Below are 25,103 nucleotides of genomic sequence, written 5' to 3' on the forward strand. Positions count from 1 at the left end.
CTCACGCTTCTGAACAGAGCGTAAGCGAGCCGCCTTCACCCTGCTCTACACATGCACATCCCGCTCATTCAGCGGCGGCGTGTTGGCCACCGCGAACTCCTCGCGTAACGCATCGCGCGCATGATGCCGGCGCACCCACATCGCCGTGAGGATCGGCACCAGAATGGCGGTCACCAGGCAGGCCGTCGCGACCATCGCGGTCGCGGCCGGCACCAGCGGCTTGAAGCTCGGAATCATTTCGCCGATGATCGCCGGATTCGCCACCGCGGCCCCCGCCGTCGACGACGCCGCCAGCCCCGCCGCCCCATTGCCGCCGGCGATCCAGCGGTCCGCGAGAATCAGCGGAATGCCCGTCACGACGATCACGCCGAGACCCAGCACGATGCCCGGCAAGCCGCTCTTCGCGATCACGCTGAGGTCGATGCCGTTGCCGAGCGCAAAGCCGAAGAACGGAATCAGCGGATGCACGCAACGGCCGAAGAACTCGCGCAATTCGCCATCCAGGTTACCCAGCGTGAAGCCGACCAGAAACGGCAGCACCGCGCCGACGAACAGACGCGGTTCGAAGAACGCCACGCCGGTCGCGCCAAGAATGATCATGCTGACGAGCGGCCCCGATTCGATCGACATCAGCACGAACGCGCCCGCCTCTTCCTTGGTCCCGTATTGCTGCATCACAGCCGCGTAGAGACCGCCGTTGGTCATGTCCATCGACGTCGTGATTGCCAGCACCGAGAGGCCGGCGAAGAGCCCCGCCTTGACGCCGTCGATCGGAATGAAGTGCGACGCGATGATCGTCGCGATCCACGCCACGAGCATTTTCGTCACCAGCAGCGTGCCCGACTTGCGCAGCACCGTGCCGGTCGCCCGCAGATCGATGGTCGCGCCCATGCAGAAGAACCACACCGCCAGAATCGGCACGGTGCCGGAGATCAACCCATTGGTGAACGAGCCGAAGTACTTGCCCGCGCCCGGCGCAAACGTGTGGACGCAGGCGCCGAGCAGCAACGGCACCAACATCAGGCCGCCAGGAATGCGGTCGATGGCCTTCTTGAGCTTCATGCCTCCTCCATGGACTTCGCGTCCAGTTATTGGGTAATTCACCCTGGGTAATGTCCCCGTTCTGACGCCGGGCTGCTCCCTTTCGGCGCAATATAGCACCGTGAAAGGAACGCTGTTCCGTTTCTGTTAGAAATAGCGCTCATCGTTTACCCGCGTGTTCTTTGAAAGCCTTGCCAGCCGTGATGCGGCGTCGCAATATTTTCGGACCACTGTTCCGAAACTGTATTTCTGCGCTACAGTCGAGCCCACAACCCCAGCGGAGAAAGAACAATGGAAGTGAGACAGGCCATCAACAGCGAATACGCGAAGACGCTGGATACCGACGGGCTGCGCAAGGCGTTTCTGGTCGATCAGGTGTTCGAGCGCGATGCGCTGAAGCTGACCTATAGCCATATCGACCGGATCATCGTCGGCGGCGTGATGCCGGTGGCGCGCGCGGTCGAGGTGCCCAGTTCGCTCGGCAAGACGATCGGCGTGAGCTATCTGCTGGAGCGGCGCGAACTCGGCGCGATCAACATCGGCGGCGACGGCTGGGTCGACGTGGACGGTACGCGCTACACAGTGCGCAACGAAGAGGCGATCTACATCGGCCAAGGTGCGCAGGCCATCGCCTTCGGCAGCGACGACGCCGCACGTCCGGCGAAGTTCTATCTGAACTGCGCGCCTGCTCACACGTCGTATCCGACCCGCACTATCTCGCTCGCGCAGGCCTCGCCGCAAACTCTTGGCGACCCCGCCACGAGCAACCGCCGCACGATCTACAAGTTCATCGTTCCCGAGGTGCTGCCCACCTGCCAGCTTTCCATGGGCATGACCAAACTCGAACCCGGCAGCCTGTGGAACACCATGCCGTGCCATACGCACGAGCGCCGTATGGAGGTGTATTTCTACTTCAACGTCGCCGACGACGCCGCCGTCTTTCACATGATGGGCGAGCCGAACGAGACGCGGCACATTCTCGTGCACAACGAGCAGGCGGTGATCTCGCCGAGCTGGTCGATTCACTCGGGCGTCGGCACGCAGGCGTACACGTTCATCTGGGGCATGGTCGGTGAAAACCAGGTGTTCAGCGACATGGATCACGTCGCGGTTCGGGACTTGCGTTGATGGGCCGCTTTTTTACGCCGCTTTTTGACCTCTGCCACTACGACCGCACGACATGGGCTCGAACATCGTGAACCCCTTTGATATCACCGGCCGCGTCGCCATCGTCACCGGCAGCAACACGGGCCTGGGCGCCGGCATGGCGGTCGCGCTTGCCGCCGCTGGTTGCGACATCGTCGGCGTAAGCCGTGCCGACGCCGGCGACACCGCAGCACGCGTCGAAGCCTGCGGACGCCGCTTCGCCGACGTGCGCGCCGATCTCGGCTCGATCGCGCCGGTCGAGGACATCGTGCGCGCCGCGGTCGAAGCCTTCGGCCGCGTCGACGTGCTGGTGAACAACGCGGGCATCATCCGCCGCGAGGACGCGCTCGATTTCACCGAAGCCGACTGGGACGCCGTGGTGGACGTCAATCTGAAAAGCCTGTTCTTTCTCTCGCAGGCCGCCGCGCGGCAGTTCGTGAAGCAGCAAAGCGGCGGCAAGATCATCAACGTCGCGTCGATGCTGTCGTTTCAAGGCGGCATCCGCGTCGCGTCCTATACGGCGTCGAAAAGCGGCGTGCTCGGACTGACGCGGCTGCTCGCGAACGAATGGGCGTCGCAAGGCATTAACGTCAATGCAATCGCGCCGGGCTACATGGCGACCGCGAACACGGCCGCGCTGCGCGACGACGCGCAGCGCAACGACGAGATTCTCAGCCGCATTCCGGCCGCCCGCTGGGGCACGCCGGACGATCTCGCGGGACCGGTGGTGTTCCTCGCGTCGTCGGCTTCGGACTACGTGCATGGGCATACACTGGCGGTGGACGGCGGCTGGCTCGCGCGCTGACTCGGCAGCGCGCGCCGGACGCGGTATGCTCTCGGCGCCTCGCCGGCGTGTGCCGGCATTGCGGGAACGTCGCGGGTACAGATAGACAGGGAAGACGGAAATGGCATCAACAGGCAAACAGCGCAAGGACGACGGCACCGCACAGGCGCAAGACGCGGAGAATGCCGACTGCGGCGAACGCGGCGAATCGGCCTCGTCGATCGGCCGCGTCTTCGCGATTCTCGGCGCGATCGGCGACAGCGGACAGATCGGCATCAGCGAACTGTCGCAACGGCTCGGCATGTCGAAGACCACCGTGCACCGCGTGATCCAGACGCTCAAGGCGCTCGGCTACGTGACGCAGGAAGTGGAAACCGAGCGCTACCGGCTGACCATCCGTCTGTTCGAACTCGGCGCGAAGGCGCTGGAAAGTGTCGATCTGGTGCGCGAGGCCGACGTCGAGATGCGCCGCATCGGTGAAGCGACGCGCGAGGCGGTGCACCTCGGCGCGTTCGACGAAGACGCCATCATCTACATTCACAAGATCGACGCCGACTACGGGCTGCGCATGCAGTCGCGCATCGGCCGGCGCAACCCGCTGCACAGCACCGCGATCGGCAAAGTCTTGCTCGCGTGGATGGACCCGGCCGACGCGCGCGAGGTGCTCTCGCACGTCGAATTCCGCAAGTCGACGCAAAAGACGCTCTCGTCCGCCGAAGCCGTGCTGAGCATCTTGCCGCACGTGCGCGAGCAAGGCTACGGCGAGGACAACGAGGAACAGGAAGAAGGTCTGCGGTGTCTCGCGGTGCCGGTGTTCGACCGCTTCGGCCGCGTGATCGCCGGCCTGTCGATTTCGTTTCCGACCATGCGCTGCGGCGCCGACACGAAGTCGCACTATGTCGCGCTGCTCAAGAAATCGGGCCTCGCGATCTCGACGCGGCTCGGTTATCGGCAAGCGCCGGCGCCGCAACAGATCGCCGCCGAGCCGGGCTGAACCACAAGCCGTCAGGCAGCCTTCGCCGCCGGATTCGGCTGCACGCTGCGCGTGAAACTGCGGCGGCCGTCCACACTCACCGGCACGTCGCCCTTCAGCGTCACGCGACGCACCACGCGGTGCGCGTCGCCATAGTCGTTGACCGCGTAGTGCTGGGTCGCGCGGTTGTCCCAGATCGCGACGTCGCCCGTCTGCCAGCGCCAGCGTACGATGTTCTCCAGACGCGTCACGTAGCCTTGCAGCAGTTCCAGCAGATGCGCCGACGCGCTCGGCGTGAGACCCACGAAGCTCTTTACGAAGTGCCCGAGAATCAGCGTCTTTTCGCCGGATTCCGGATGCACGCGCACGACCGGATGCTCGGTCTCGTAACGCGTCGACACGAACGCCTCGCGATGACGCTTGATCGCTTCAGCGTCGCGGCCACGCTCGCCGACGCTGGTGTGATTCGCGTAGTCGTAGTCGTTGCTGTGTACGGCCCAGAGCTGATCGGCGAGCGCTTTGAGCGGCGGCGGCAGATCGTCGTAGGCGGTCGCCGTGTTGGCCCACACCGTGTCGCCGCCCACTTCGGGAATCGTCACGCCGCGCAGGATCGACGCCTGCGGATAGGCATCGACGAAGGTCACGTCCGTGTGCCATGAATTGGCGCGGCCGCCGCGATTCGAGTCGAGTTCGAGCAGATAGTCCGTGCCGTCCACCACCGGCACCGTGGGATGCGAAACCGGCTCGCCGAACAGCTTGGCGAAGGCTTCCTGATCGGCGTCCTGCAAGTGCGTCTGGTCGCGGAAAAATATCACCTTGTGATGTACCAGCGCCGCACGAATCGCTTCGACGGTGGCCGGCTCAAGCTGGCTCGACAGGCGTACGCCGCGAATTTCCGCGCCGATGCGGCCAGTGACGGGATGAATGTCCAGTGCGTTGGACGTCGCGAGACTGAGGTTCGACATGCTATGCAACTCCTGGTGTGAGGACGATCGAGGACGAGGCGGCTCAGCGTGTCAGCCGGCGCGCGGACTGACACACAGCCGACCCAGCGATCTAACCAGTCTTGGCGGCGCGCGTAAAACACTTGTTTTTCATGTGCTTATCACATGCGACGTCGTGAGGATCGCGCATGGACGCGATGGCGCCGATATCGCCGCGATGCTGCCGCTCAGGTTCGCTATCGAGGCGCGCGCATCGCGCGAACGCATGCACACGCACGGGTCGCGTCCCAAAATCGCTCGACGATGCCAGTCGGCACAGCTAGTCTGCAACCGAATGTATCTGTACGGCATAGCTGCAACGATAGGCGCCACTACACGCTTGACGGCTGCCACTACACGCGCCGTTCAGCGCTCCGCAACACGCGAGACGCGCGACCACGCCGTCTTTTCCGCAACGCGTTCAATGGCTTGCGCGCTCAACTGCCCGCCGAGCCCTACCTCGTCGCTGCGCGCTGACGCACGCTATTGAAGCGACGCGCGCCTTGCCGGCATGCGTCGCAATCGACACGTCCTGTTACACACAAACACACCGGAAATGCCGCGGCTCAGTAGAGTTCGGGTCACAAGGAAACAGGAGCAATGTCATGAAAAGAATTTTCGCGCTGGTCATTCTGGCTGTCACCCTCGGCAGCGCATTGGGCGGTTGCATCGTGGTGCCGGAAGGCGGCTACCACAACCACTATCACGATCGCTATTGAGCGCGAGCCGCGCAAGACTTTCCACTCACCATCGTAGAAGCCGGAAATAAAACATGAACCAATCACAAAACCGCTGGCTGTCCATGGCGATTGTCGCGGGTCTCGGAATCGGCGCATCGTCGGTCGCGCTGGCCCACGTCGATGTGGGCGTGAACATCGGCATTCCGGGCGTCGCTTATGCGCCCGAACCCGTGTATGCCCCGCCGCCACCGCCGGTCTATGCGCCGGCTCCGCCGGTGGTCGTGGTGAGTCCGGGCTGGTACGGCGAGCGCTATTACGACGGCCACCGTTACTGGGAACGGCGCGAGTGGGAAGATCGACATCACGGCGGACGCGAGTGGCATGAAGCGCGTGGTCCGCACGGCGACTGGCGCGGTCACGATAACGGCTGGCATGGTCATGGCGACGACCACGGCCACGGGCACGGCGATCATTGATGCATAGGCCGCGGCCGCGTCGATGACGCGGCCGTGCCGCGCACGCATTCGCGCCACACCTTCTGTAGGAGCGACGATTTGCTACGCAGCGATCCAAGACGAGTCACCGCGCAAATCAACAACACGCTGATCTGCGCCGAATATAGCGAACAAACCGGTCAATTGTGTTTGCGTCAGGACGGCACACTGTTGCGCGAATGGTTTCCACCTCACTCGTGGATCGCGATTGCGTCAGTGGCGGGCGCGCGGCACTGGGGCACGCGGCCTAGCGATGATGATTTGCTGGCGTTGCTGCACAACGAGATGACACTGTTGCGCACGTCATAGAAGACAGAAGAAGACAATAGGATTTGCGCGCGGCGATGTGCTCGCCGCGCGTTTCGTGAATCGCTTAACGCGCGTTGCGAATCGGCGGCGAGTACGAGCTGACCGTCGTGTTGTTACTCTGACCTGCTTGCCACGAGCCAACGCTGGCTGAACCATATCCGCTATTGTCGGCTTGAGCCGCGCCTTGCTGGCTCAAGGCCTGTGCTTGCGCAGCCTGTGCGCCTTGCGATACAGGCTCGTTGGACGACTGAGCAAACGCGGCTACCGGCGCGGCAAGAACAACGGCGATAGCAACGGTTTGAATGAGCGACTTCATGAAACCACCTCCAAAGATTGTCTTTCTACGCGCTGCGGATAGGGCTGTCGTTGCAGCGGTAGCTTGAGTGTAGGTGGCCAGCGCGGCGGGATAAATCCGCCAATCCTGAATTCACTGTTGCTGCTGCCACTACAATGAAAAACGGCTGTTCAGCGATTGTTTTTTAAATTTCATTTGCTCGAAACCAGCCGTTTCCCGGACATCAATGGAGAGACTGTTCTGCCTTGCGCGTACAGTCGCGTTTTTTGCGGCGCAACAGTCGTGGGGCTAACGTGCCAGACAAACTCGGGTGCTTCACGGCGTTTGCAGCGTACCGTCTTTCAGCCGCGTTTGTGTCCACGTCGTCACGCTGTTTTCGCACGGATATTTCGCGGCCTCGGCTTCGTCGATATCGACGCCGAGACCCGGCTTGTCGTTGGCGTACACGTAACCTTGCCTGAATTCGGGCAGGCCCGGGAAGACATCGAGCAAGGCTGCCCTCGGCCCTTTCAGGTCCTGAATCACGAAGTTCGGCGGCTCGGTGCCCGACCATTCCTGCACCCCGAAATTGCGCGCGGCCAGATCGATATGAATATTCGCCGCATGCGCCAGCGGCGACATGTCGCCGGGGCCGTGCCACGCCGTCCGAACCCCGAATTGCTCGGCAAAGATCTGCAGCTTGCGTCCGGCGGTAATGCCGCCGATCTGGCTGAGATGCACGCGGATGAAGTCGATCAGCCGCTCGGTGATCAGGAAGCGCCATTCATAGGGATTGTTGAACAGCTCGCCCTGTGCCAGCGGCGTGGTCGTTTTGGCGCGTAACTGGCGCATCCATTCCCCCTCCTCCAGCGCGATCGCGTCTTCGAGAAAGAACAGCTCGTACCGTTCCAGTTCGCACGCGAAGCGGATCGCTTCGACCGGCTTCAAACGTTCGTGCACGTCGTGACACAGCGCGACGTCGAAACCGATCTTGCTGCGAATGCCGTCGAACAGCTTGAGCGTGTCGCGCATATACTTCCGGCTGTCGAGATAGACGCCGTCCGCGGCGCCTTGCGGCGCGCTCGCCGGCGCCTTGCCGAAGCCGCCTCCGCCGTACCCGCCGCTCTGGCAGCGAATGTGCGTGATGCCCTGCTCGCGATACTTCTGGATGTTCTCGCACAACTCGTTCAGATCGCGGCCATCCGCGTGACGATAGATCGGCACGCCTTCGCGGCACTTGCCGCCGAACAGCTGGTATAGCGGCATGTTCGCCAGCTTGCCCTTGATGTCCCATAGCGCCATATCGACGCCGGAAATCGCGTTGTTCTCGATCGGTCCGTTGCGCCAATACGCGTTCTGATGCATCAGTTGCCACAGTTCCTCGATCGCGTCCGCGTCGCGCCCGATCAGCAGCGGCCGCAGATACTCCTCGATCAGACACTGCACCGCGACATGCCGGTAGGCGAACGTCGCGCATCCCAGGCCATGGAGACCGGGCTGGTTCGTTTCCACCTTGACGACGATCAGGTTGATGCCTTCCGGCGCGGTCAGGATGACTTTTACATCGGTAATCAGGGTTGCCATGTTCTATCTGCCAGGTTTCAGCCAATGAGTTCGATCGACTAGCGTTACGTGCGATGCAGCGACAGCGATGTTTCGCGCTTCGCACGTTCATCGGAACTCGCCGGCACCGTCATCATCAGGATCACGGACGACAGCAGGCCGCCCGCCATGAAAATATAGGAAGCCGCCGGGCTGCCGGTCGCGCCGTTCAGGTATCCCACCACCCATGAGCCGGCGAACGCGCCCAGCGCGCCGCACGCGTTGATCAGACCGATCGCGCCGCCCAGCACGTTGCCCGGAATCAGCTCCGGCACGAGGGCGAAGAACGGACCGTACGGTGCGTACATCGTTGCGCCCGCCACGACCAGCAGCGCGAACGAGATCCAGAAATGCGAGCCGCCGATCAGGTACGACGCCACGAACGCAATCGTGCCCACCAGCAGCAGCGGCCAGACGAACAGCTTGCGGTTGCGCGTCTTGTCCGACAGCCACGACGCGAGCAGCATCAGGATGATCGCCGCGAGATACGGAACCGCGGCGAGCCAGCCGACCGAGACGATGTCGATCGTCGACGCCGTCTTGAGGATCGACGGCAGCCACATGATGAAGCCGTACACGCCGATGCTCCACAACGCGTGAATCGCACAGAACTTCAACACGATCGACGAGCGGAACGCGGCCTTGTAGTCGCGCACTGGTGCGATATGCGCCTGCTCGGCTTTCAGGCGTGCGTCGAGTTCGGTCTTTTCGGCATCGCTCATCCACGGCGCGTCGGCCGGGCGATCCTTCACCGTGAACCACCAGACAACCGCCCACGCGAGCGCGGGCAAACCTTCGAGGATGAACATCTCGCGCCAGCCGAAGCTGCGCACCAGATAGCCGGACACCACCGACATCCACAACACCGTCACCGGATTGCCGAGAATCAGGAAGGTGTTGGCGCGCGAGCGCTCGGTCTTGGTGAACCAGCGGCTGATGTACATCAGCATCGACGGCATGACGGCCGCCTCAACCACGCCGAGCACGAAGCGCAGCACCATCAGCATCGGAATGTTGCTGACCATGCCGGTGGCCGCCGCGCACAGCCCCCAGAGAATCAGGCTAAAGAAGATCAGCTTCTTCACGCTGTTGCGTTGCGCGTAAATCGCGCCGGGCACCTGAAACAGGCAGTACCCGAGAAAGAACAGCGAACCGATCAGCGACGACGTGCCGTGCGTGATGCCGAGATCGCGATCGATGCCGGCCGCGGCGGCGAAGCCGTAGTTCGCGCGATCGAGATAGGCGAGGCTGTAGGTGATGAAGATGATGGGCATCAGATACCACCATCTTTGGGGTGCTACGGGTTTGACGCTTTCCATGATGTCTCCGGATCGGTACGGCATACTCACTATCTGGCGCGGGCGGTGTTTTGGTTGTGCTCTACCCGCGCGAATCGGTCTTTACAGTACGGCCAGCCAGCCGCCGTCCACGTAAATGATCTGGCCGTTCACGTAGCTCGAAGCCGGCGACGCCAGATACACCGCCGTGCCGACGAGTTCTTCCGGCTTGCCCCAGCGTTGCGAAGGATTGCTGTTCTTGACCCACGCATCGAACGCGGCGTTTTCGATCAGTGGCTTGTTCATGTCGGTCAGGATGTAGCCCGGACCAATGGCATTGGCCTGAATGTTCGCGGCCGCCCACTCGGCGCTCATGGCACGGGTCAGCATCTTGATGCCGCCCTTCGCCGCCGTATAGGCGCCGACCGTCGCTCGCCCGGCCTCGCTCGTCAGCGACCCGATGTTGATGATCTTGCCGCCCGTGCCGCGCGCGATCATGCGTCGCGCGGCCTGCTTCGCGACGATGAATGCGCTCGTGAGGTTGGTGTCGATCACACGCTGCCAGTCGCTCAGTTCGAGGTCGACGAGCGGTTTGCGAAACTGGATACCGGCGTTGTTGATCACGATGTCGATCTGCACACCGTCCTTGTCCCATTGCGCGAAGGCTTCGGCGACGGCGGCTTCGTCGGTCACGTCGAACGCGCGGCCTTGTGCTTTCAAGCCTTTGGCGCTGAGCCGCTCAACGGCTTGCGCCACCGTGTCGGCGCGCGTGCCGTTCAGGATCACGCCGGCGCCGGCGGCGGCGAGGCCTTCGGCGAACGCGAAGCCGATGCCGCGCGCCGATCCGGTGATGAGCGCCGTGCGGCCGCTCAGATCGAATAACTGTGTCATGCAAGTGTCCTCTCGAGGTTCGGTAACGAGGCGCGAGTGCGCCCCTCGCGTGTCGTCATGACAGCCGCGATAAATGAGTTGGGGATGCAACAGCGCTGCTTCTGGACGGTCCGCCTAAGAGGCCGCCCCGTGTGGTCGTGTTGCGTGGTTCAGGCGATTCGTCAGACGGGCTTCTCGCTAGCGCTGCGATCGAGCGCGGCACGGTCCTCGAAGTCCTGCTCGGCGCGCTGGATCAGCGTAAGCACGGCCTGTTCCGCCGCCACGGGATCGCCCTGCTCGATCGCCACGCACAGCGCCTCGTGCATGGGCAGCGAACGAGCCGGCCCACCCTCGATCTCCGAGCTGAGTTCGAAACTGGTACGCAGGATCGCCGACAGCGCGTTCTGCATCTGCTGGACAAACTGGTTGTGGCAGGCCGTGAGAATGGCGCCGTGAAACGCAAGGTCGGCGGGAACATATTCGCCGTGCCCGGCGACCGCGCGCTCCATCAGCTTGAACGCGCGCCGGACCGCAACGCGATCTTCCGCGGTCGCGCGTTTCGCGGCGAGCCGGGCCGCGTTCGGCTCGATGATCAGACGCAACTCCATCAGATCTTCGATGAGACCCGGCTCGACGGCGCCCGCGCGCGCCCGCCATGTGATCACGTCCGGGTCGAACAACTGCCATTGCGAACGCGGCAGCACGACGGTGCCGTAGCGGCGGCGCACCTGAAGCATGCCCTTGGCGGACAGCGACTTCATCGTCTCGCGGATGGTGATGCGGCTCACCTGCATCTGTTCGGCAAGCACGGGCTCGGCGGGAAGAATATCGCCGGGCATGAACTTGCCTGAACAGATCTGCTCGCCCATCTGGTTCAGGACCTGCCTGTGCAAAGTTGCCACGATTCACTCTCTAGGTCATACGTATGATGTAGAAAGATAGTCGCAAGAACGTGACATGGCAATGCGGGTTGACCCGGGGTGTCGGAAGGAATGGATTGAGATGCCCGAGCGGACGGGCTGGTGGGCGGCGGGTGCGGATTCTGGCGGCAAATGTCAGATCATTTGGCGGTCATGGCACGCGCCGTCGATTGCTTATGGCCACAGAACCCTGCACGTACCGGATTTCTTCAAAGGAAGACATAGGCGACGATAGAACGCGCAACTATTCGCCGCCCAGATAGCCACTTAAGGAGCGACCGCCACGGAAAACGCCGGCCTTGCCTTGATCGCCTGAAGCCATCGGTTTAAGGAAGGCAACGGCGGCGGAGCCTCCAACTTCTCGGGGAAGCGCTCAGCCAGTTGCACCCAACGGTGCGCCGCGAGCCCGACGCCGATATCGGCCGCGGTAAAGCGATCTTGCGCGAGATAGTCGTGCTTTTCGAGGGCCGCGTCGGCAATGCCCAGGAGCCGCGTTGCGTCACGATATGAACGCTTGATCGCGTCGTAATCGCGTTGCGCCTCCGGCACACGCGTCAGCCCGAGGAACGCGACGCGCAACGTCGCCCACAGCGTGCCGAGTTGCCAGTCCATCCAGCGCTCGACATCGGCACGGGCAGCCGGGTCGGACGGCAAGAGCGTCTGCGCATCATATTTCGCGGCCAGATAACGGACGATCGTGTTCGACTCCCACAACACGCACTCGCCGTCGACGAGCGTCGGCACCAGTCCATTCGGATTGAGCGCGCGATATTGCGGCGTGTCGATCACGCCGTACTCCAGTCCCGCGTCGATGCGCGAAAACTCCCGCCCCTCTTCGAAACCCAGTTCGGCGAGACACCACAGCACTTTCTGCACGTTGATCGAACTGCGCCTGCCATAGACCTGCATTGCCATACCTCGTTAGCTAGAGAACGTGGCCGATTATCACATTCACGAGACCCGCGGCGAACAGAACGATCAAGGGATTCATTTTCGGCCGCGAAAGAAAGAGGCTCAACGCGATGGCGGCAAGCGCCCAGATCGTCCACGTCGACGAAGAAGCTCGCAGCACGGAAAACGCGCCGGCGAGAATCAGCCCGGTAGCGATCGGCGCGAGGCCCTGCTCCGCCGTCCGATGCCAGGGGTGCTGTTTGTGCCGCGTCCACGCCAGCGTCGCACCGTAGGCGAGCACCGAAGACGGCACGAACAGTGCGAGCGACGCAATCACCGCGCCGAGGAAGCCCGCCGCCTTCCAACCGATCAACGTCGTGAGCAATGCGCCCGGTCCGGGCGCCGCGCGCGAGATCGCGAACAGGTCGACGAATTCGGCCTGCGTCACCCAACCGTGGATCGCCACCGTCTGCTGGTTGATATCTGCGACGATACTTTGCCCGCCGCCCAACGAGAGAAGCGACAACGGCGCGAATACCGCGATCAGTTGCAGATAGATGTTATCGCGCACCTTGGCCGCTCCTCCATGCAACATACAGTCCGGCGGCCCCCGCCACGATAGCGACCGGCACGAGCGGCCAGCGCAGCACGCCGACCGCAACGAAAACCGCGACGATCATCACCAGCGGCCAGCGTTGTACCGCGAGCAGCGAGCGCGCGGTACGAAAGCCCATCGATGCGGTCATGCCGATCGCCGCCGCGGCGACACCTTCGAGAAACTCATGCAGCCACGCGAGTTGCGCGAACTGATGAAACACGGTGGCGAGCAGAACGATCACCACCATGGGCGGCACGAGCAAGGCTGACACGGCCACTGTGCTGCCGATCGCGCCTTTCATGCGGTAGCCGACATAGATCGACAGATTGATCACGTTCGAGCCTGGCAAGATCTGGCCGAGCGTCAGCGCGCCGAGGAATTCATCTTCTTCCAGCCATCCTCGTTGCGTGACCACCTCGCGGTAAATCCATGCGGACAGGCCGCCGCCGAAACTCGTCAGTCCGACCCGCGCGAACAGCAGGAGAATCTCCAGCAACGACACGTCGCTCGACTTGCGCTCGGATAGTGATTGCATGCGGGCTTTCCTTCTGCTGGTCATATCGCGGCGCAGGCAGCGACGGCTGCATGCATAAGTAAAACCCGGCAAAACGTGGGATGAAACTCAATGCCGCTCGTTCGCCAGCCGATGCGCGGCTGCGACCTGCTCTTCTACTTCCCGCACGAGCTTCGACGACTTTCTCCGACGGCTCCAGATCGAAGCCCCCACACTAATGGCAGCACAGCCGAGCAGACTTGCGGCAATCGGACTGCGAAGAAACACGCTCGGATCGCCATTCGAAATGGTCAACGCCTGACGGAACGACTGCTCGAGCGTATGGCCGAGAATCAGCCCGAACAGCAGCGGCGCCTTGGGAATATCGAACTTGCGAAACGCGTAACCGACAATGCCGAAGAACAGCGCAAGGAAAAGATCGAACACGTCGTTACTGAACGAATACACCCCCGCCGACGCAATCACCAGGATTAAACAGAGCAGCACGCCGGACGGCACGTACAGAATGCGCGACAGAATGCCCACGAGCGGCAGATTGAGCAGCAACAGCATGATGTTGCCGACGTACATGCTCGCGATGAGCCCCCACACGAGATCCGGTTGCGTGTGAAACAGCATGGGGCCCGGCTGCATGCCGTACATGATGAACGCGCCCATGATCACCGCCGTCGCGCCGGAACCCGGCACGCCGAGCGCCAGCAGATGCACGAACGCGCCGCACGTGTCCGCGTTGGTCGCCGCTTCCGGCGCCGCGACACCTTCAATGGCGCCGTGGCCAAACTCTTCCGGATGCTTCGAGATTTTCTTTTCCAGCACGTACGAGAGCATGGCCGCGAGCGTGCCGCCGAGGCCCGGCGCCGCGCCGCAGAGAAAGCCGACTGCCGAGCCGCGGAAGATCGCGGGCCGCGCGCGCCGCCACTCCGCGCGAGTGAACCACAGCTTGCCTTCGACACGCACCGTATGCAGCGTGCCGCCCAACGTGCCTTCGACCATCCGGCTGACTTCGGCAATCGCGAAAAGACCCACCACGACCACCAGAAAATTCACGCGATCCTGCAATTGCGTGAGACCGAGCGTAAAACGCGGCACCCCGCTTTGCAGGTCGATGCCCACGGTCGCGAGACCGAGTCCCATGAACACTGCCATCATGCCCTTGCCCAGCGAGTCGCCGGTGAGCGCACCGACCGTCGACAACGCAAAGCAGATCAGCGCGAAGTATTCAGTGGGTCCGAAATGCAGCGCGACGGCAGCGAGCGGCGCCGCCACGAACGCGAGCGCGGTCACACCCATCATGCCGGCCATGAACGAGCTGACGGCGGCAATCGCCAGCGTCGCGGCCGCTCTGCCTTTCCTCGCCAGTGGATAGCCGTCGAGCACCGTCATCACCGCTGCGGCGTCGCCCGGCGTATTGAGCAGGATCGCCGTGACCGCGCCGCCGTACATGCAGCCGTAGTAAATGCCGGTGAGCATCATGAGCGCGGAAATGGGATCCATGCCGAAGGTCACCGGAATCAGCAACGCAATCCCCGCCGATGGGCCGATGCCCGGCAAATGGCTGATCATCGTGCCGATGAAAACGCCGAAAAGCGTATACATGAGATGCATCGGCGTCGCGGCAACCGCGAGTCCGTGCAGAATGCCATGCAGACTGTCCATGATGCGAACGCCTCAGAATGGGAGAAGGCCGGTCGGCACCGGAACGCCGAGAAGCTGGGAAAACAGCAGATCGAAAACCACTGTCACGCCGAGCGCGATGGCGAGATTGGTTTTGTGGCGCTGGCGATTGAAATAGCTGAGCAAGCCAAACAGAAAGACCGAGGTCGAGAGTACATACCCGGCAGGCTCGAAACACAGGTAATAGATGGCGGTCCAGACAACCATGCTGATCAGAATGAACGGACGTTGCTTCGGCTCCGGCACGGCATGTTCCGCGTGGCCATGCTCCGCATCGGCCACTGTTGGTGCGGGAACCGGTTCGGCCGCTTGCGCATGCGCCTTGCCGCGCCCTTCGAGTAGAAGGACGAGCGCCGAGGCGATCAATCCCACGCCGACGAGAGCCGGAAACGCTTTAGGCCCGAGCGGATCGCTCAGCCGGACTTCCGGCAAACGCATGTCCATGTACAGGTACACGGCGGCGAGCGCCATCACGCAGAATGCGAGCCATACGTCGCTTCTGATGCTTTTCATGTCTCCTCCAGAGTTCGACTCCGTTGGTGGTCGCCAAACGCAGCGACCACCGACGGTTCGCACAGTCCGCGCGGACTCGCGTAGTCGTGCTCGTTGATCCGCTTGCGCGCCATGCCGCGCATGCCGCGCGCGCCGCTTGCGCCGGGTTGCCCCCGTGCGCCACTACTGTCAGCAACGACAGCGCCGCATCACTTCTCGTTGTAGCGGCCCGGCTTCACCACTTCGGCGATCGTGCCGTCCGGTGCGCGAAACTTGAGTGCGCCCTCGCCCTTTGCCGAGAGAATCTCGCCGCCGTACTGCTTGATCTTCTCGGCAGCGGCTTCCTGGTCGTCGACCGTGACGCCCCAGTGGTGCAGACGCGGACCGGCGCCCGCGATCTGCGCTTCGTGCGAGTCTTCGCTGTCGTACTTCATCAGCGTAAAGTCGATGTGACCATCGGTCATGTGACGCGAAATGTGTTCGCGGTTGCGCCCGGTCTTCACTTCCTTGAAGCCGAACACTTCGGTATAGAAACGCGTGGCCTGCTCGAGGTCGTCGACCTTGACTGCGAGGTGAACGATGCGTGACATATGGATCTCCATGTCGATAGGTACTGCGGGTTAAAAGAAAAATTCGCTACTTCGCGATACCAAGCTCGCCAAGCAGAGGGGTCAGGCGATTGCGCTCGCCCTGAAGGAAAGCACGCGTCTGAGTGCTGTTCTTGTAGTCGGCGGTCCACAGATTGCGCTTCACGGCTGCAGCCCATTCCGGTGACGCAGTGGCCTTTTGCAATACGTTGTCCCACCATGCTATTTCGGCAGGCGTCATGTTCTTCGGACCGACCAGCACGCGCCAGGTCGTGAAGTCCACATTGATGCCCTGCTCTTTCCACGTCGGCACGTTCGCCAGTTCGCTGCCTTGACGCGTGCCGCCGGGAATCGCGATCATGCGCACGCTGCCCGACTTGCTCGGTCCGAGCACCACGCCGGCGGGCGTCGCAGCCGCGGTCACGTGGCCGCCCATCAGCGCCGTCAATGCTTCACCGCCTGAATCGAAGAACACGACTTTGATCTTCTTCGGATCCTGGCCGGCGCCCTTCATGACCAGCGCCGCGGCATCGTGACTCTGGCCGCCGGGCGAACTCGACACGCCCAGCGTCACGCTGGTCGGGTCTTTCTTGAGCATCTGCACGAGATCGTTGCCCGATTTGATCGGCGAATTGCCCGGCACCGAGAACACGACCTGTTCGGTGACGAATACGGCAAGCGGCGTCACGTCGTCGATGCCTACCGTGGAAAGGCCCGTGATCCGGTTGGTGATCAGCGGCAGCGCCTGAACCGTGACGAAATGGCCGTCGGCTTCGTGTGAATTGATGTACGCGATACTGACGGTGCCGCCACCGCCCGGACGGTTGATGACCGTTACCGGTTTGGTCGAGAGCTTCTCCTGCTGAATCACGCTCTGCAGCGTGCGCGCGACCAGGTCGAGTCCTCCACCCGGCGCGCTCGGCACCACGATCTCGACCGGCCGTCGAGGCTGCCATGCGTCCGCGGCATTCGCGAGCGTCGCGCACGCTGCAAGCAACGCAACACAGATGCCACGCGCGACACTCGATGTCTCAAGCCTCCTCCTCATCACTTCGTCTCCTGTTTATGGTGCTCTATGACGGTTTAAAAATTGAATGCGTCGAAGGTGCTGGCGGCGAAGAGTCTCTCCATCGGCACCTCGTCCTGGATCAGGCCGTCGCTTTTCGCATAGCGCTGCAACGTGTCGAGGTCGGTACGGTTCTCTTTCAGACCGTAGCGCCAGTAGTCATCGCCCATCAGTGATTTGACGCACTCGTATTCGGATGTGATCCACGGATGCATTACGCGCAGCGTGTCGGTGATCGCGAGTTCGCCGAGCGCGATATCGCGCGACTTCCTGAACGCGGCAAACACATTGACCGGCAACCACGGATGCTGTTCGACGAGCGAGCGGCGAATGCCGACCATGTGCATGGGCGGGAACAGCCGTGTTTTGCGGAACCACGCTTCCTCGTTTTCGCGGAAAGCGGGAAAAAGGCGCTGCACGTGTTCATTGCGGCCGAAGCACGATGGTGGTTTCGGCGCGATCAGCGCGTCGATCTCGCCTTTGTCGAGCAGGCGCGCGAGTGTCTGGTCCGAGGCGATCGGTTCCACCTGGATAGCGGACGGCAGGTTGTAAGGCACCCGCGCCTCGCGGCCAGCCTGCTCGAGGCCGCCGATCACCCACTTCACGTCGCGGCTGCTCACACCGTATTCATCGGCGAGCATGCCGCGCACCCAGATGCCCGCCGTCTGCTGAAAGTCGGGCACGCCGATGCGGCGGCCCTTTAGCGCTTGCGGAGAATCAATGCCGCGATCGGTACGGATATAGATCGCCGAATGGCGGAACGACCGTGACAGAAACACCGGCACGCCGATGTAACTGGTTTGCCCACGAGCGGTGGTCAAAAGATGCGTGCCCAGCGACAGTTCCGAGATATCGAATTCGCCGTGGCGGAACGCACGTTGAAAGAGTTCTTCGGCAGGCCCATTCACGAAGTTGACCTTGCATCCGTCGATCGCGACCTTTCCGTCGATCAGCGCACGTGTGCGGTCGGTAATCTGACAAGCCAGCGATAGTTCAAGCATAGAAGTAAAGCGCCGTAGGCTGGTATAGAAACTGGGGAAGAGTGCTCAAAAATAAATCTGAAATACGCTTACGTCTTTCGTAGTGCAAACTAATACTGCTGCGCCCGACTCGACGTTGGGTGCCCATCAATCCGCGCTCGTTAAACGCGGAGGTGCTTCGGTTTTTCTGGTAACCGGCCTGGTCAGGCGATCTGATCCGTGGCCGGCGGCGCTGCAGCTTCCTCGCCGGATTTCACCATGCCGTCCAACGCGACAAGCATGCGCTCCTTGCCCTTCGACACGTGACTGAAACTCATCTCGTAGCTCAGGCTCGCGTTGCGCGATTTGAGCGCATTGACGATTTCGCGGTGCTCTTCATTCGACTGAAGCAGCGCGCCGCGCTGAACCATTCCATGCACCCGGAACAGATGAAATTCCTTGACGAAGCCGCGATAGAGCTTGATCAATCGCGAGTTCCCCGTTGATCGCACGATGTAGTCGTGGAACTCGAGGTTCAACGGATCGAATCGCGAAAAATCGCCTTTCTGCGCGGCTTCCTGCATCTCGTCGACATACGCGTCGAGCTGGGTTGCCATGTCGTCCGTCAAGAGCGGCGCGAGCAACGACGCCGACAATGCCGTGAGGCCTGCGCGCAGATCGTAGACTTCGATTGCATCGTCTCGCGTGACGCGCTGAATGAATACGCCGCGCTGCGGGATCAGATACACGAGGCCCAGTTCAGCCAGCGCGCGACATGCCTCACGCACAGGCCCGCGGCTCACCGAAAGCTTGTCCGCGACGGCCTTCTCATTGAGCCGCTGTCCCGGCTTCAACTCGCCGCTCAGAATCATTCGCTCGATCTCGTGCTGCACGACACCGGTCAGCGTATGCGCCCGGAAATCAGCTAGAGAGACGGTAGGGGAGATGTGATCAGTGTCCATGAAAACGAGTCTAGGTGGCGCCCTGAAAAATGTCAACACTTTACTTTTCACGATCTCATCCTTGCGGAACGCCCGTGCGGCGGGCCTGACGCGCCTGCCATCTCACTGACATTTTCACGTCAGACCAACCTGAAACCCGCCGACGTGCTTCTGCCCTCCCCCTCAAAACCGATGCCGCATCCCGATCCGGAAAGCCAACTGGTTTTGCGCGTCGCTGCCCGAGTTGCCGAAGTAACTCGTCGTTTTGCCGATCATCGCCTGAACCGGCACGCCGTCATTCGTTCCGGACGCTTTCTGGTAAATCGCCAGCGCATAAACGCTGGTGCGCTTGCTCAGCGAATACTCGACACTGCTGTTGATCTGGTTCCACGTGCCCGTGGCGGATCCTCGAACCTGCGTGCGCGTGTAGCCCAGCGCGGCCACCAGCGGCGCATTGACCTGATACACCACGCCGCCTTCGTAGATGTTGAGCGTCGCGGCGCTGTGGTCCAGGTTCTCGAGCCGCGTGTTGGTCCATAGCGCGTAACCGAGCACCGAGCCGAACTGATATTTGGCGCCGATGCCGAGGGTTCGCAGATCACGCTCGCCGAGCGGGTCCAGATTGGCGAGCGTCAGCTTGAGCGGCGGCACTTCCTGCAATGGATACGTGATGTCGGTATAGGCAAAGGCCATGCTGAACGGCCCGTTGCGATAGTCGACGCCGAAGCTGTACGTCCGCGACGAACCGCCGTTGCCGTTGTCGCCGTTCGAACCGCCGAACTCGCCCGCCGCATTGGAAAAACCGTACATCGCGCCGACTTTGAAGCCGTACAACCGCACGCTGTCGAACTTCACCGAATTGTTGATCCGCACCGACGTCAGCAGATCGAGCGTGTCGATGTGATATTCATAAGCATCGCCGGCCGTCAGGCCGCCGGTCGAATACCGGTTCAGATAGTCGTGCGAGAACGGATACTGGCGCCCCATCGTGAATGCGCCCACGCCGCTTTTGGATATACCGACGAAAGCCTGCCGGCCGAACAGCGCGCCGCCCTGGCTGAGCGTACCGTCGCCCAGACCGAAACCATTTTCCAATGTGAACACGGCCTTGTAACCGCCGCCCAGGTCTTCGGCACCCTTCAAACCCCAGCGGTTGCCACCGTTGATGCCGTCGTCGAACTTGACGAGACTGGAGCTGCCGCCGGACGCGTTCTCCGCATGATTGACGTAGCTGATGCCGGCGTCGATCAATCCATAAAGAGTCACGCTGCTCTGCGCGTGGGCCGCGCCAGCCAACCCTCCTATTGCTACGGCACACATCAGCTTCTGAGCCTTGTGGGTGTTCACTTAAGTCTCCTAATTTTTATATCAGATTGAAAGGAATTCCTCGCTTCGGGTTTCGGCCTCAACCGGCGCCCTCGAACTTCCACCTTCAACTGCCTTACAGCCGAATTCCGCACTTGCCTGCTCCGGCGACGCAACCTGCCGTGAGAGCCGGTTCCGCTGGTGCGTCACAACTTGAAACGGAGTGTCGAAGGTTTTATGATAAATGTCAACATTTTACACGCCTATGGTTTTCCTGACGCACAGCATCGATATGGCTTACTGCGGAATAGATTTCGGCACCTCAAATTCAGCCGTGGCGGTCCCTGACGGCCACCGCATCGCACTCGCATCCGTCGAAAAAGGCGCGACCACCCTGCCGACGGCCATCTTCTTCAACCATGACGAACGGGTTCACGTATTCGGACGCGCCGCGCTGGCGGCCTACGTCGACGGTTTCGACGGCCGCCTGATGCGCGCCATCAAAAGCATTCTCGGGACGGGCATTGCGGAATCCAGCACGGCCTTGGGCGATGGATCGGCAATCCCGTATCTCGACGTGATCGCGATGTTCATCGGCCATCTGAAGGGCTGCGCGCAAACGCTGCTCGGCGCGCCAATCGATCAGGCCGTGCTCGGGCGCCCGGTGTTCTTCGTCGACGACGACCCCGCTGCCGATGCCCGCGCGCAACGGCAGCTCGAAGCGGCCGCCCGCTCGGTGGGTTTTCGCGACGTCGAGTTCCAGTACGAGCCGCTTGCCGCCGCCTTCGACTACGAATCGCGGCTCGGAGAAGAAAAAATCGTGCTGGTCGCCGATATCGGCGGAGGCACCTCGGATTTCTCAATGGTGCGGGTGGGTCCGCAGCGAATGTCGAGGGTGGATCGCAAGGAAGATGTGCTCGCGCATCACGGCGTGCATGTCGCCGGAACGGACGTGGATCGGCGGGTCGAATTGGCGGCCATTCTGCGAGAGGCCGGGTATCGCAGTCTGGACACCGAAGGACGCGAAATACCGAATCGCGCCTACTTCGATCTGGAGACCTGGCATCTATCAACTCGCTCTACACGCCTAAACGAGAAACCGAGCTTCGGCTCATGCGCCATCTGTATCGAAACCCGGTTCATCATGACCGGCTGATGCGGGTGGTGGACCGGCGGCTCGGCCATGCGCTCGCCGCGAGTGCGGAACGGGCAAAGATTGCGATTGCGGCCGGGGGCGACACGCTCATCGAGATCGACCCGATCGAGCCGGACCTGAGCGTCGCTTTCGATGAACAGCAACTCGTCGAAGCCATGCGCGAAGAAAGAACGCGGATCGTTCACGCCGCGCGGGAAACTGCGCGGCTGGCCGGCATCGCTGCGGGCAAAGTCGACGCCGTGTATTTCACCGGCGGTTCGACGGGGCTCGCGTCGTTGACGCGCGCGATTGCGGGTGCGTTTGTTTGCGCAAGCCGAACTCGTGTTCGGCGACCCGCTAGCGAGCGTGGCTACCGGCCTCGGCATCCACGCAAAACGGGTGTTCGGTTAGCTGGAGATTCGTGACGGCGGTGTTACCCCGCGGCGCCCGCTCCAATCAATTCCCGATGCAACGCCATGAATTCGTGGGCGAGCTTGTGACGCGGATCGAAGTGAATCATCGGCTTCGCATACTGATGCGACTCGCGAATCTTCACGGACGTCGACAATCGCGACTCCAGCACAGGCAAGCCCTCGCTGATCAGTTCCTCGACCAGTTGAAGCGGCAGACTCGCGCGCGGCTGAAACTGGTTGATCACGATTCCTTCGACTTCGAGTCCGGCGTTGTGATCCTGCTGAATCTCCTTGACGTTGTCGAGCAGCGTGTACAAGGCGCGGCGGGAAAAGTCGTCACAGTCGAACGGAATCAGGCAGCGTTCGACCGCAATCAGCGCGGAACGCGTGTAGAAATTCAACGCCGGCGGCGTATCGATGTAGATCGCGTCGTACTCATCCAGCTCGTTCAACGCGTCACGCAGCTTGTAGATCTTGTAGCGCGATTCGAGCTTGCCGTGCAGCGTGTCGAGATCCGGATGGGAGGGCATCACGTCGAGGTTCTCGAACGGCGTGGGGTGAATGAAGGTCGAGACCGGCGTCGGCCTGAAACTGAAACTCAAGGCCGTTTCGAAGAAGTCCGCGACGTTGGGCTTGAGATCGCTGGCCTGCTTGCCAAGAAGATACTGGCTGGAGTTACCTTGCGGGTCGAGATCGATGACCAGCGTACGCAGGTTCTCGCTGGCGTTGATGGCCGCCAGGTTGCATACGATGGTCGATTTGCCCACACCGCCCTTCTGGTTGAATATGACACGCCGCATGGACCTCTGCCCCTTATTTGAAGAACGCACCAAAGGCACAGCTTACCCTGGCAAAATGACAGCGCGAGGTGCGGCCTTATGAATAGTTCTCGAAGCCCTTCACCTGCGTCCAATCGGGCCATGCCGGGGCGATACGTTCTGGGTCATGGCGATGGTCCGGAATTGAGTTGATGCGCATCGGGGTTAGCGCGCTTGTCGACTGACCGGCTTCTCGCCGAGCGGCCGCAGCCTCGACAGGTACGCATCCACCAGCGCGATGAGTTCCCGCCGCAAGACGGGCGACGCAAGCTGCCCCTGCCGTGCCGCTTCGTGGACGGCGCCAGCAAGGGCGCCTGCGAGCACTCGCGCACCCACGCAGCCGCGTTCGGCAACGCCGCGAACGTTGGCCCTGAACAGCGTTTCGTACGCCTTTGTGCATTCCACATCGAAGCGATCGTGAGCGCTACGCGAATCCTCGCCGCGCGGGCTCTCTTCCAGCAGCACGCGGTGTGCCGCCGGATGCCGGCTGTGTACCGCGATCATCCCGTCGACGAGCACCGTGATGCGTTTCACGCGCGGGGTTTCGAAGTTCGCCGCGGCATGCAGCACTGCGAGCACATCGTCGAAGTGCCGGCGACGCACGGCTTCGATCAGCGCCAGCTTGTTCGGGAAGTACTGATACAGCGATCCGATGCTCGCGCCCGCCGCTTCCGCTACGCCGTTAGTGGTAAGCCCTTCCCAGCCGCGCTCGCCGAGAATGTGAGCCGCCGCGTCGAGAATGGCGTCGATGGTGGCCCGCGAACGCGCTTGCTGCGGCGCTTTGCGCATCGCGCCGCGTGGCGCGGCAATGCGAGTAGCCAAGTGTGACTCCTGAATGGGAATATGAGCAATATGCTCGCATTCCCGGCGCGGGTCCAGAGGTTCGCCGGGCACGCGGATCTTCTGGAGAAAAAACGATGGCCGTGATCGGACATGGCGAGTTTTATCGCCAGCGGGCTAGCCGTCTTTCAGCGCGATCAGATCGTCACTGAAAGGCGCCGCCATATCATCCAATGCAACGCGCCCTGCCCGCTCACGCATGCGCGCCCGCGATGCCGACGTAGTTTTCCGCCATCACTGTGGCCGCCGCGCGCGAGGTCGTCACGTATTCGAGTTCGGCCACCTGAAGCTGCTGCTCGAAAGGCGACGCGCCCTCGATACGGTGCATCATGCTGGTCATCCAGTACGAGAAATGCTCGGCGCGCCAGATGCGTTTGAGTGCGGTCGTGCTGTAACTGTCGAGCAGATCCGTGCGATTCTCGACGTAGAACGCGTTCAGCGCCTCGGTCAACACACGCACGTCGGCCACCGCCAGATTCATGCCCTTCGCGCCGGTGGGTGGCACGATATGCGCCGCATCGCCCGCGAGAAACAGCCGGCCATGTTGCATCGTGTTCGACACGAAACTGCGCATGCCGACAATGTTCTTCTGAAAGATCTTGCCGTCGACGATTGTCTGGCCGTCGTGAGAATCGACTCGTGCATGCAGTTCCGCCCAGATGCGGTCGTCGGACCAGTTCTCGACGGAGTCCTTCGGATCGCACTGGAAGTACATGCGCTGCACATTCGGCGAGCGCGTGCTGATCAACGCGAAGCCTCGCTCATGACGCGCGTAGATCAATTCATCCGATGACGGCGGCCCTTCGCACAGGATACCGAACCAACCGAACGGGTACACCCGCTCAAAGTCCTTGCGCAATGCCTGCGGAATCGATGCGCGCGACACGCCTTGCGAACCATCGCAGCCGATCACGAAGTCGCATTGCAATTCGTACGCTTCGCCCTCGTGGCGATAGCGGATCGACGGCGTGTCGGTATCGATGCCGTGAATCGACGTCTCCGAGACGCCGAAGCGCAGCTTGCCGTCATCGGCCACGCGTGCCGCGACGAGATCCTTGATGACTTCGTGCTGCGCGTAAACCGTGATCGAATGCCCCGTGAGTCCGGTCAGGTCGATGCGGTGCCGCTTGCCTTCGAAAGCCAGTTCGAAGCCGTGATGCAGTGCGCCTTCTGCTTTCATCCGTGCGCCGACGCCGGCTTCGGTCAACAGGTCCATCGTGCCTTGTTCAAGCACGCCGGCACGAATGGTGGATTCGATCTGATCGCGACTGCGCGACTCGAGCACGACGGAGTCGATACCGCGCAGGTGAAGAAGATGGGAAAGAAGCAGGCCCGCAGGGCCGGCACCGATGATGCCAACTTGGGTGCGCATGAGTTGTCTCCTGAATGCGGCGTTAGATTTGCACTCAGTTTGACGATCACGTGCTGTATCGCGCAACGCGATATGGTGGATAGGCTGTATCCAGTTTTGAAATAGCAGCCTTGCTCGGGCACATGCAGCCGATAGGCGAAATCGA

General features: G+C 62.1%; 25 protein-coding genes and 1 pseudogene. 6 read left to right on the forward strand and 20 right to left on the reverse strand.

The annotated features are described in order from the left end of the window. Nucleotides 1-45: 45 nt before the first annotated feature. A complete protein-coding gene (gene kdgT, locus P0D73_RS06955; RefSeq protein WP_408183591.1) occupies nt 46-1,062 on the reverse strand; it encodes a 2-keto-3-deoxygluconate transporter in 1,017 nt (338 codons plus the stop codon). Between the two features lie 270 nt (nt 1,063-1,332). Here kdgT and kduI point away from each other — a divergent pair, with 270 nt between their 5' ends. The 3 genes from kduI (at nt 1,333) to kdgR (ending at nt 3,965) form a co-directional block, all read left to right on the forward strand. Further along, nucleotides 1,333-2,169, forward strand: a complete 837-nt coding sequence (gene kduI / locus P0D73_RS06960) for a 5-dehydro-4-deoxy-D-glucuronate isomerase (protein ID WP_408233502.1) — start codon at nt 1,333-1,335, stop codon at nt 2,167-2,169. A gap of 52 nt (nt 2,170-2,221) precedes the next feature. Next, a complete protein-coding gene (gene kduD / locus P0D73_RS06965) occupies nt 2,222-2,992 on the forward strand; it encodes a 2-dehydro-3-deoxy-D-gluconate 5-dehydrogenase KduD (protein ID WP_408430539.1) in 771 nt (256 codons plus the stop codon). Between the two features lie 100 nt (nt 2,993-3,092). Next, nucleotides 3,093-3,965, forward strand: a complete 873-nt coding sequence (gene kdgR, locus P0D73_RS06970) for a DNA-binding transcriptional regulator KdgR (RefSeq protein ID WP_132374282.1) — start codon at nt 3,093-3,095, stop codon at nt 3,963-3,965. An 11-nt stretch (nt 3,966-3,976) separates the two neighbouring features. Here the strand turns inward: kdgR and P0D73_RS06975 are convergent, their stop codons facing one another. Continuing rightward, complete coding sequence (locus tag P0D73_RS06975; RefSeq protein WP_408180717.1) at nt 3,977-4,909, reverse strand: TauD/TfdA dioxygenase family protein; 933 nt, start codon at nt 4,907-4,909, stop codon at nt 3,977-3,979. Between the two features lie 790 nt (nt 4,910-5,699). On the opposite strand from P0D73_RS06975, the gene P0D73_RS06980 reads away from it, so the two are divergent. Further along, nucleotides 5,700-6,083 carry a hypothetical protein gene (locus P0D73_RS06980; protein ID WP_132374280.1) on the forward strand — a complete coding sequence of 128 codons (384 nt, stop codon included), beginning with the start codon at nt 5,700-5,702 and terminating at the stop codon, nt 6,081-6,083. A gap of 78 nt (nt 6,084-6,161) precedes the next feature. Then, a complete protein-coding gene (locus tag P0D73_RS06985) occupies nt 6,162-6,410 on the forward strand; it encodes a hypothetical protein (protein WP_132374279.1) in 249 nt (82 codons plus the stop codon). A gap of 64 nt (nt 6,411-6,474) precedes the next feature. Here the strand turns inward: P0D73_RS06985 and P0D73_RS06990 are convergent, their stop codons facing one another. From P0D73_RS06990 to P0D73_RS07060, 15 genes are all read right to left on the reverse strand, one after another. After that, the gene (locus tag P0D73_RS06990) at nt 6,475-6,726 is read right to left on the reverse strand and encodes a hypothetical protein (RefSeq protein ID WP_408180719.1); all 252 of its coding nucleotides are present in this window, start codon (nt 6,724-6,726) and stop codon (nt 6,475-6,477) included. A 294-nt stretch (nt 6,727-7,020) separates the two neighbouring features. After that, nucleotides 7,021-8,268 carry an enolase C-terminal domain-like protein gene (locus P0D73_RS06995; protein ID WP_408180720.1) on the reverse strand — a complete coding sequence of 416 codons (1,248 nt, stop codon included), beginning with the start codon at nt 8,266-8,268 and terminating at the stop codon, nt 7,021-7,023. Nucleotides 8,269-8,312: 44 nt separating this feature from the next. Continuing rightward, nucleotides 8,313-9,605, reverse strand: coding sequence for an MFS transporter (locus P0D73_RS07000; RefSeq protein WP_408180721.1), 1,293 nt, complete (start codon nt 9,603-9,605; stop codon nt 8,313-8,315). Between the two features lie 81 nt (nt 9,606-9,686). Then, nucleotides 9,687-10,454, reverse strand: a complete 768-nt coding sequence (locus tag P0D73_RS07005) for an SDR family oxidoreductase (RefSeq protein ID WP_132374275.1) — start codon at nt 10,452-10,454, stop codon at nt 9,687-9,689. Between the two features lie 161 nt (nt 10,455-10,615). Then, nucleotides 10,616-11,335, reverse strand: coding sequence for a FadR/GntR family transcriptional regulator (locus P0D73_RS07010; RefSeq protein ID WP_408310972.1), 720 nt, complete (start codon nt 11,333-11,335; stop codon nt 10,616-10,618). Nucleotides 11,336-11,620: 285 nt separating this feature from the next. After that, nucleotides 11,621-12,262, reverse strand: a complete 642-nt coding sequence (locus P0D73_RS07015) for a glutathione S-transferase family protein (protein ID WP_408430544.1) — start codon at nt 12,260-12,262, stop codon at nt 11,621-11,623. Between the two features lie 16 nt (nt 12,263-12,278). Then, entirely contained in the window at nt 12,279-12,815 is a 537-nt protein-coding gene (locus tag P0D73_RS07020) for a chromate transporter (RefSeq protein ID WP_132374272.1), read from the reverse strand. Then, the gene (locus tag P0D73_RS07025) at nt 12,805-13,377 is read right to left on the reverse strand and encodes a chromate transporter (protein WP_408430547.1); all 573 of its coding nucleotides are present in this window, start codon (nt 13,375-13,377) and stop codon (nt 12,805-12,807) included. The genes P0D73_RS07020 and P0D73_RS07025 overlap by 11 nt, the downstream gene beginning before the upstream one ends. An 87-nt stretch (nt 13,378-13,464) precedes the next feature. Next, nucleotides 13,465-15,012, reverse strand: coding sequence for a tripartite tricarboxylate transporter permease (locus tag P0D73_RS07030; protein WP_408289975.1), 1,548 nt, complete (start codon nt 15,010-15,012; stop codon nt 13,465-13,467). Between the two features lie 12 nt (nt 15,013-15,024). After that, a complete protein-coding gene (locus tag P0D73_RS07035) occupies nt 15,025-15,543 on the reverse strand; it encodes a tripartite tricarboxylate transporter TctB family protein (RefSeq protein WP_408289977.1) in 519 nt (172 codons plus the stop codon). Between the two features lie 188 nt (nt 15,544-15,731). Continuing rightward, nucleotides 15,732-16,112, reverse strand: coding sequence for a VOC family protein (locus P0D73_RS07040; RefSeq protein WP_132374268.1), 381 nt, complete (start codon nt 16,110-16,112; stop codon nt 15,732-15,734). A 46-nt stretch (nt 16,113-16,158) separates the two neighbouring features. After that, nucleotides 16,159-17,157, reverse strand: coding sequence for a tripartite tricarboxylate transporter substrate binding protein (locus tag P0D73_RS07045; RefSeq protein WP_408289980.1), 999 nt, complete (start codon nt 17,155-17,157; stop codon nt 16,159-16,161). A gap of 35 nt (nt 17,158-17,192) precedes the next feature. Continuing rightward, on the reverse strand, nt 17,193-18,176 hold the full coding sequence (locus tag P0D73_RS07050; RefSeq protein ID WP_408180727.1) for a substrate-binding domain-containing protein: 984 nt from the start codon (nt 18,174-18,176) through the stop codon (nt 17,193-17,195). 182 nt (nt 18,177-18,358) lie between these two features. Then, nucleotides 18,359-19,096 carry a GntR family transcriptional regulator gene (locus tag P0D73_RS07055; RefSeq protein WP_408180728.1) on the reverse strand — a complete coding sequence of 246 codons (738 nt, stop codon included), beginning with the start codon at nt 19,094-19,096 and terminating at the stop codon, nt 18,359-18,361. A 162-nt stretch (nt 19,097-19,258) separates the two neighbouring features. Next, nucleotides 19,259-20,395: a porin gene (locus tag P0D73_RS07060; RefSeq protein ID WP_342960346.1), complete on the reverse strand. Its 1,137-nt coding sequence runs from the start codon at nt 20,393-20,395 to the stop codon at nt 19,259-19,261. A gap of 277 nt (nt 20,396-20,672) precedes the next feature. Here P0D73_RS07060 and P0D73_RS07065 point away from each other — a divergent pair. Next, a pseudogene (locus P0D73_RS07065) lies at nt 20,673-21,926 on the forward strand (Hsp70 family protein). A 22-nt stretch (nt 21,927-21,948) separates the two neighbouring features. Here the strand turns inward: P0D73_RS07065 and P0D73_RS07070 are convergent. The 3 genes from P0D73_RS07070 to P0D73_RS07080 all read right to left on the reverse strand — a co-directional run bounded on the left by P0D73_RS07070 (nt 21,949) and on the right by P0D73_RS07080 (nt 24,958). Continuing rightward, on the reverse strand, nt 21,949-22,728 hold the full coding sequence (locus P0D73_RS07070) for a ParA family protein (protein ID WP_408180729.1): 780 nt from the start codon (nt 22,726-22,728) through the stop codon (nt 21,949-21,951). Nucleotides 22,729-22,911: 183 nt separating this feature from the next. Next, complete coding sequence (locus P0D73_RS07075; protein ID WP_408430551.1) at nt 22,912-23,568, reverse strand: TetR/AcrR family transcriptional regulator; 657 nt, start codon at nt 23,566-23,568, stop codon at nt 22,912-22,914. 211 nt (nt 23,569-23,779) lie between these two features. Beyond that, nucleotides 23,780-24,958 (reverse strand): 4-hydroxybenzoate 3-monooxygenase, encoded by a 1,179-nt coding sequence (locus tag P0D73_RS07080; protein WP_132374263.1) that lies wholly within the window; start codon nt 24,956-24,958, stop codon nt 23,780-23,782. Between the last annotated feature and the right edge of the window lie 145 nt (nt 24,959-25,103).

Origin of the sequence: Paraburkholderia sp. RL18-101-BIB-B (genome assembly GCF_046026985.1) — a bacterium.
Classification (GTDB): domain Bacteria; phylum Pseudomonadota; class Gammaproteobacteria; order Burkholderiales; family Burkholderiaceae; genus Paraburkholderia.

What these genes read in the sequence shown, in the direction of transcription:
- P0D73_RS07045 (WP_408289980.1), bottom strand. Translation starts at nt 17,157, where the DNA reads ATGAGGAGGAGGCTTGAGACATCGAGTGTCGCGCGTGGCATCTGTGTT.
- P0D73_RS07035 (WP_408289977.1), bottom strand. Translation starts at nt 15,543, where the DNA reads ATGAAAAGCATCAGAAGCGACGTATGGCTCGCATTCTGCGTGATGGCG.
- kdgR (WP_132374282.1), top strand. Translation starts at nt 3,093, where the DNA reads ATGGCATCAACAGGCAAACAGCGCAAGGACGACGGCACCGCACAGGCG.
- P0D73_RS07080 (WP_132374263.1), bottom strand. Translation starts at nt 24,958, where the DNA reads ATGCGCACCCAAGTTGGCATCATCGGTGCCGGCCCTGCGGGCCTGCTT.
- P0D73_RS06995 (WP_408180720.1), bottom strand. Translation starts at nt 8,268, where the DNA reads ATGGCAACCCTGATTACCGATGTAAAAGTCATCCTGACCGCGCCGGAA.
- P0D73_RS07040 (WP_132374268.1), bottom strand. Translation starts at nt 16,112, where the DNA reads ATGTCACGCATCGTTCACCTCGCAGTCAAGGTCGACGACCTCGAGCAG.
- kdgT (WP_408183591.1), bottom strand. Translation starts at nt 1,062, where the DNA reads ATGAAGCTCAAGAAGGCCATCGACCGCATTCCTGGCGGCCTGATGTTG.
- P0D73_RS06980 (WP_132374280.1), top strand. Translation starts at nt 5,700, where the DNA reads ATGAACCAATCACAAAACCGCTGGCTGTCCATGGCGATTGTCGCGGGT.
- P0D73_RS07060 (WP_342960346.1), bottom strand. Translation starts at nt 20,395, where the DNA reads ATGTGTGCCGTAGCAATAGGAGGGTTGGCTGGCGCGGCCCACGCGCAG.
- kduI (WP_408233502.1), top strand. Translation starts at nt 1,333, where the DNA reads ATGGAAGTGAGACAGGCCATCAACAGCGAATACGCGAAGACGCTGGAT.
- P0D73_RS07070 (WP_408180729.1), bottom strand. Translation starts at nt 22,728, where the DNA reads ATGCGGCGTGTCATATTCAACCAGAAGGGCGGTGTGGGCAAATCGACC.
- P0D73_RS07000 (WP_408180721.1), bottom strand. Translation starts at nt 9,605, where the DNA reads ATGGAAAGCGTCAAACCCGTAGCACCCCAAAGATGGTGGTATCTGATG.
- P0D73_RS06975 (WP_408180717.1), bottom strand. Translation starts at nt 4,909, where the DNA reads ATGTCGAACCTCAGTCTCGCGACGTCCAACGCACTGGACATTCATCCC.
- P0D73_RS07015 (WP_408430544.1), bottom strand. Translation starts at nt 12,262, where the DNA reads ATGCAGGTCTATGGCAGGCGCAGTTCGATCAACGTGCAGAAAGTGCTG.
- P0D73_RS06990 (WP_408180719.1), bottom strand. Translation starts at nt 6,726, where the DNA reads ATGAAGTCGCTCATTCAAACCGTTGCTATCGCCGTTGTTCTTGCCGCG.
- P0D73_RS07005 (WP_132374275.1), bottom strand. Translation starts at nt 10,454, where the DNA reads ATGACACAGTTATTCGATCTGAGCGGCCGCACGGCGCTCATCACCGGA.
- P0D73_RS07025 (WP_408430547.1), bottom strand. Translation starts at nt 13,377, where the DNA reads ATGCAATCACTATCCGAGCGCAAGTCGAGCGACGTGTCGTTGCTGGAG.
- kduD (WP_408430539.1), top strand. Translation starts at nt 2,222, where the DNA reads ATGGGCTCGAACATCGTGAACCCCTTTGATATCACCGGCCGCGTCGCC.
- P0D73_RS07050 (WP_408180727.1), bottom strand. Translation starts at nt 18,176, where the DNA reads ATGCTTGAACTATCGCTGGCTTGTCAGATTACCGACCGCACACGTGCG.
- P0D73_RS07030 (WP_408289975.1), bottom strand. Translation starts at nt 15,012, where the DNA reads ATGGACAGTCTGCATGGCATTCTGCACGGACTCGCGGTTGCCGCGACG.
- P0D73_RS07055 (WP_408180728.1), bottom strand. Translation starts at nt 19,096, where the DNA reads ATGGACACTGATCACATCTCCCCTACCGTCTCTCTAGCTGATTTCCGG.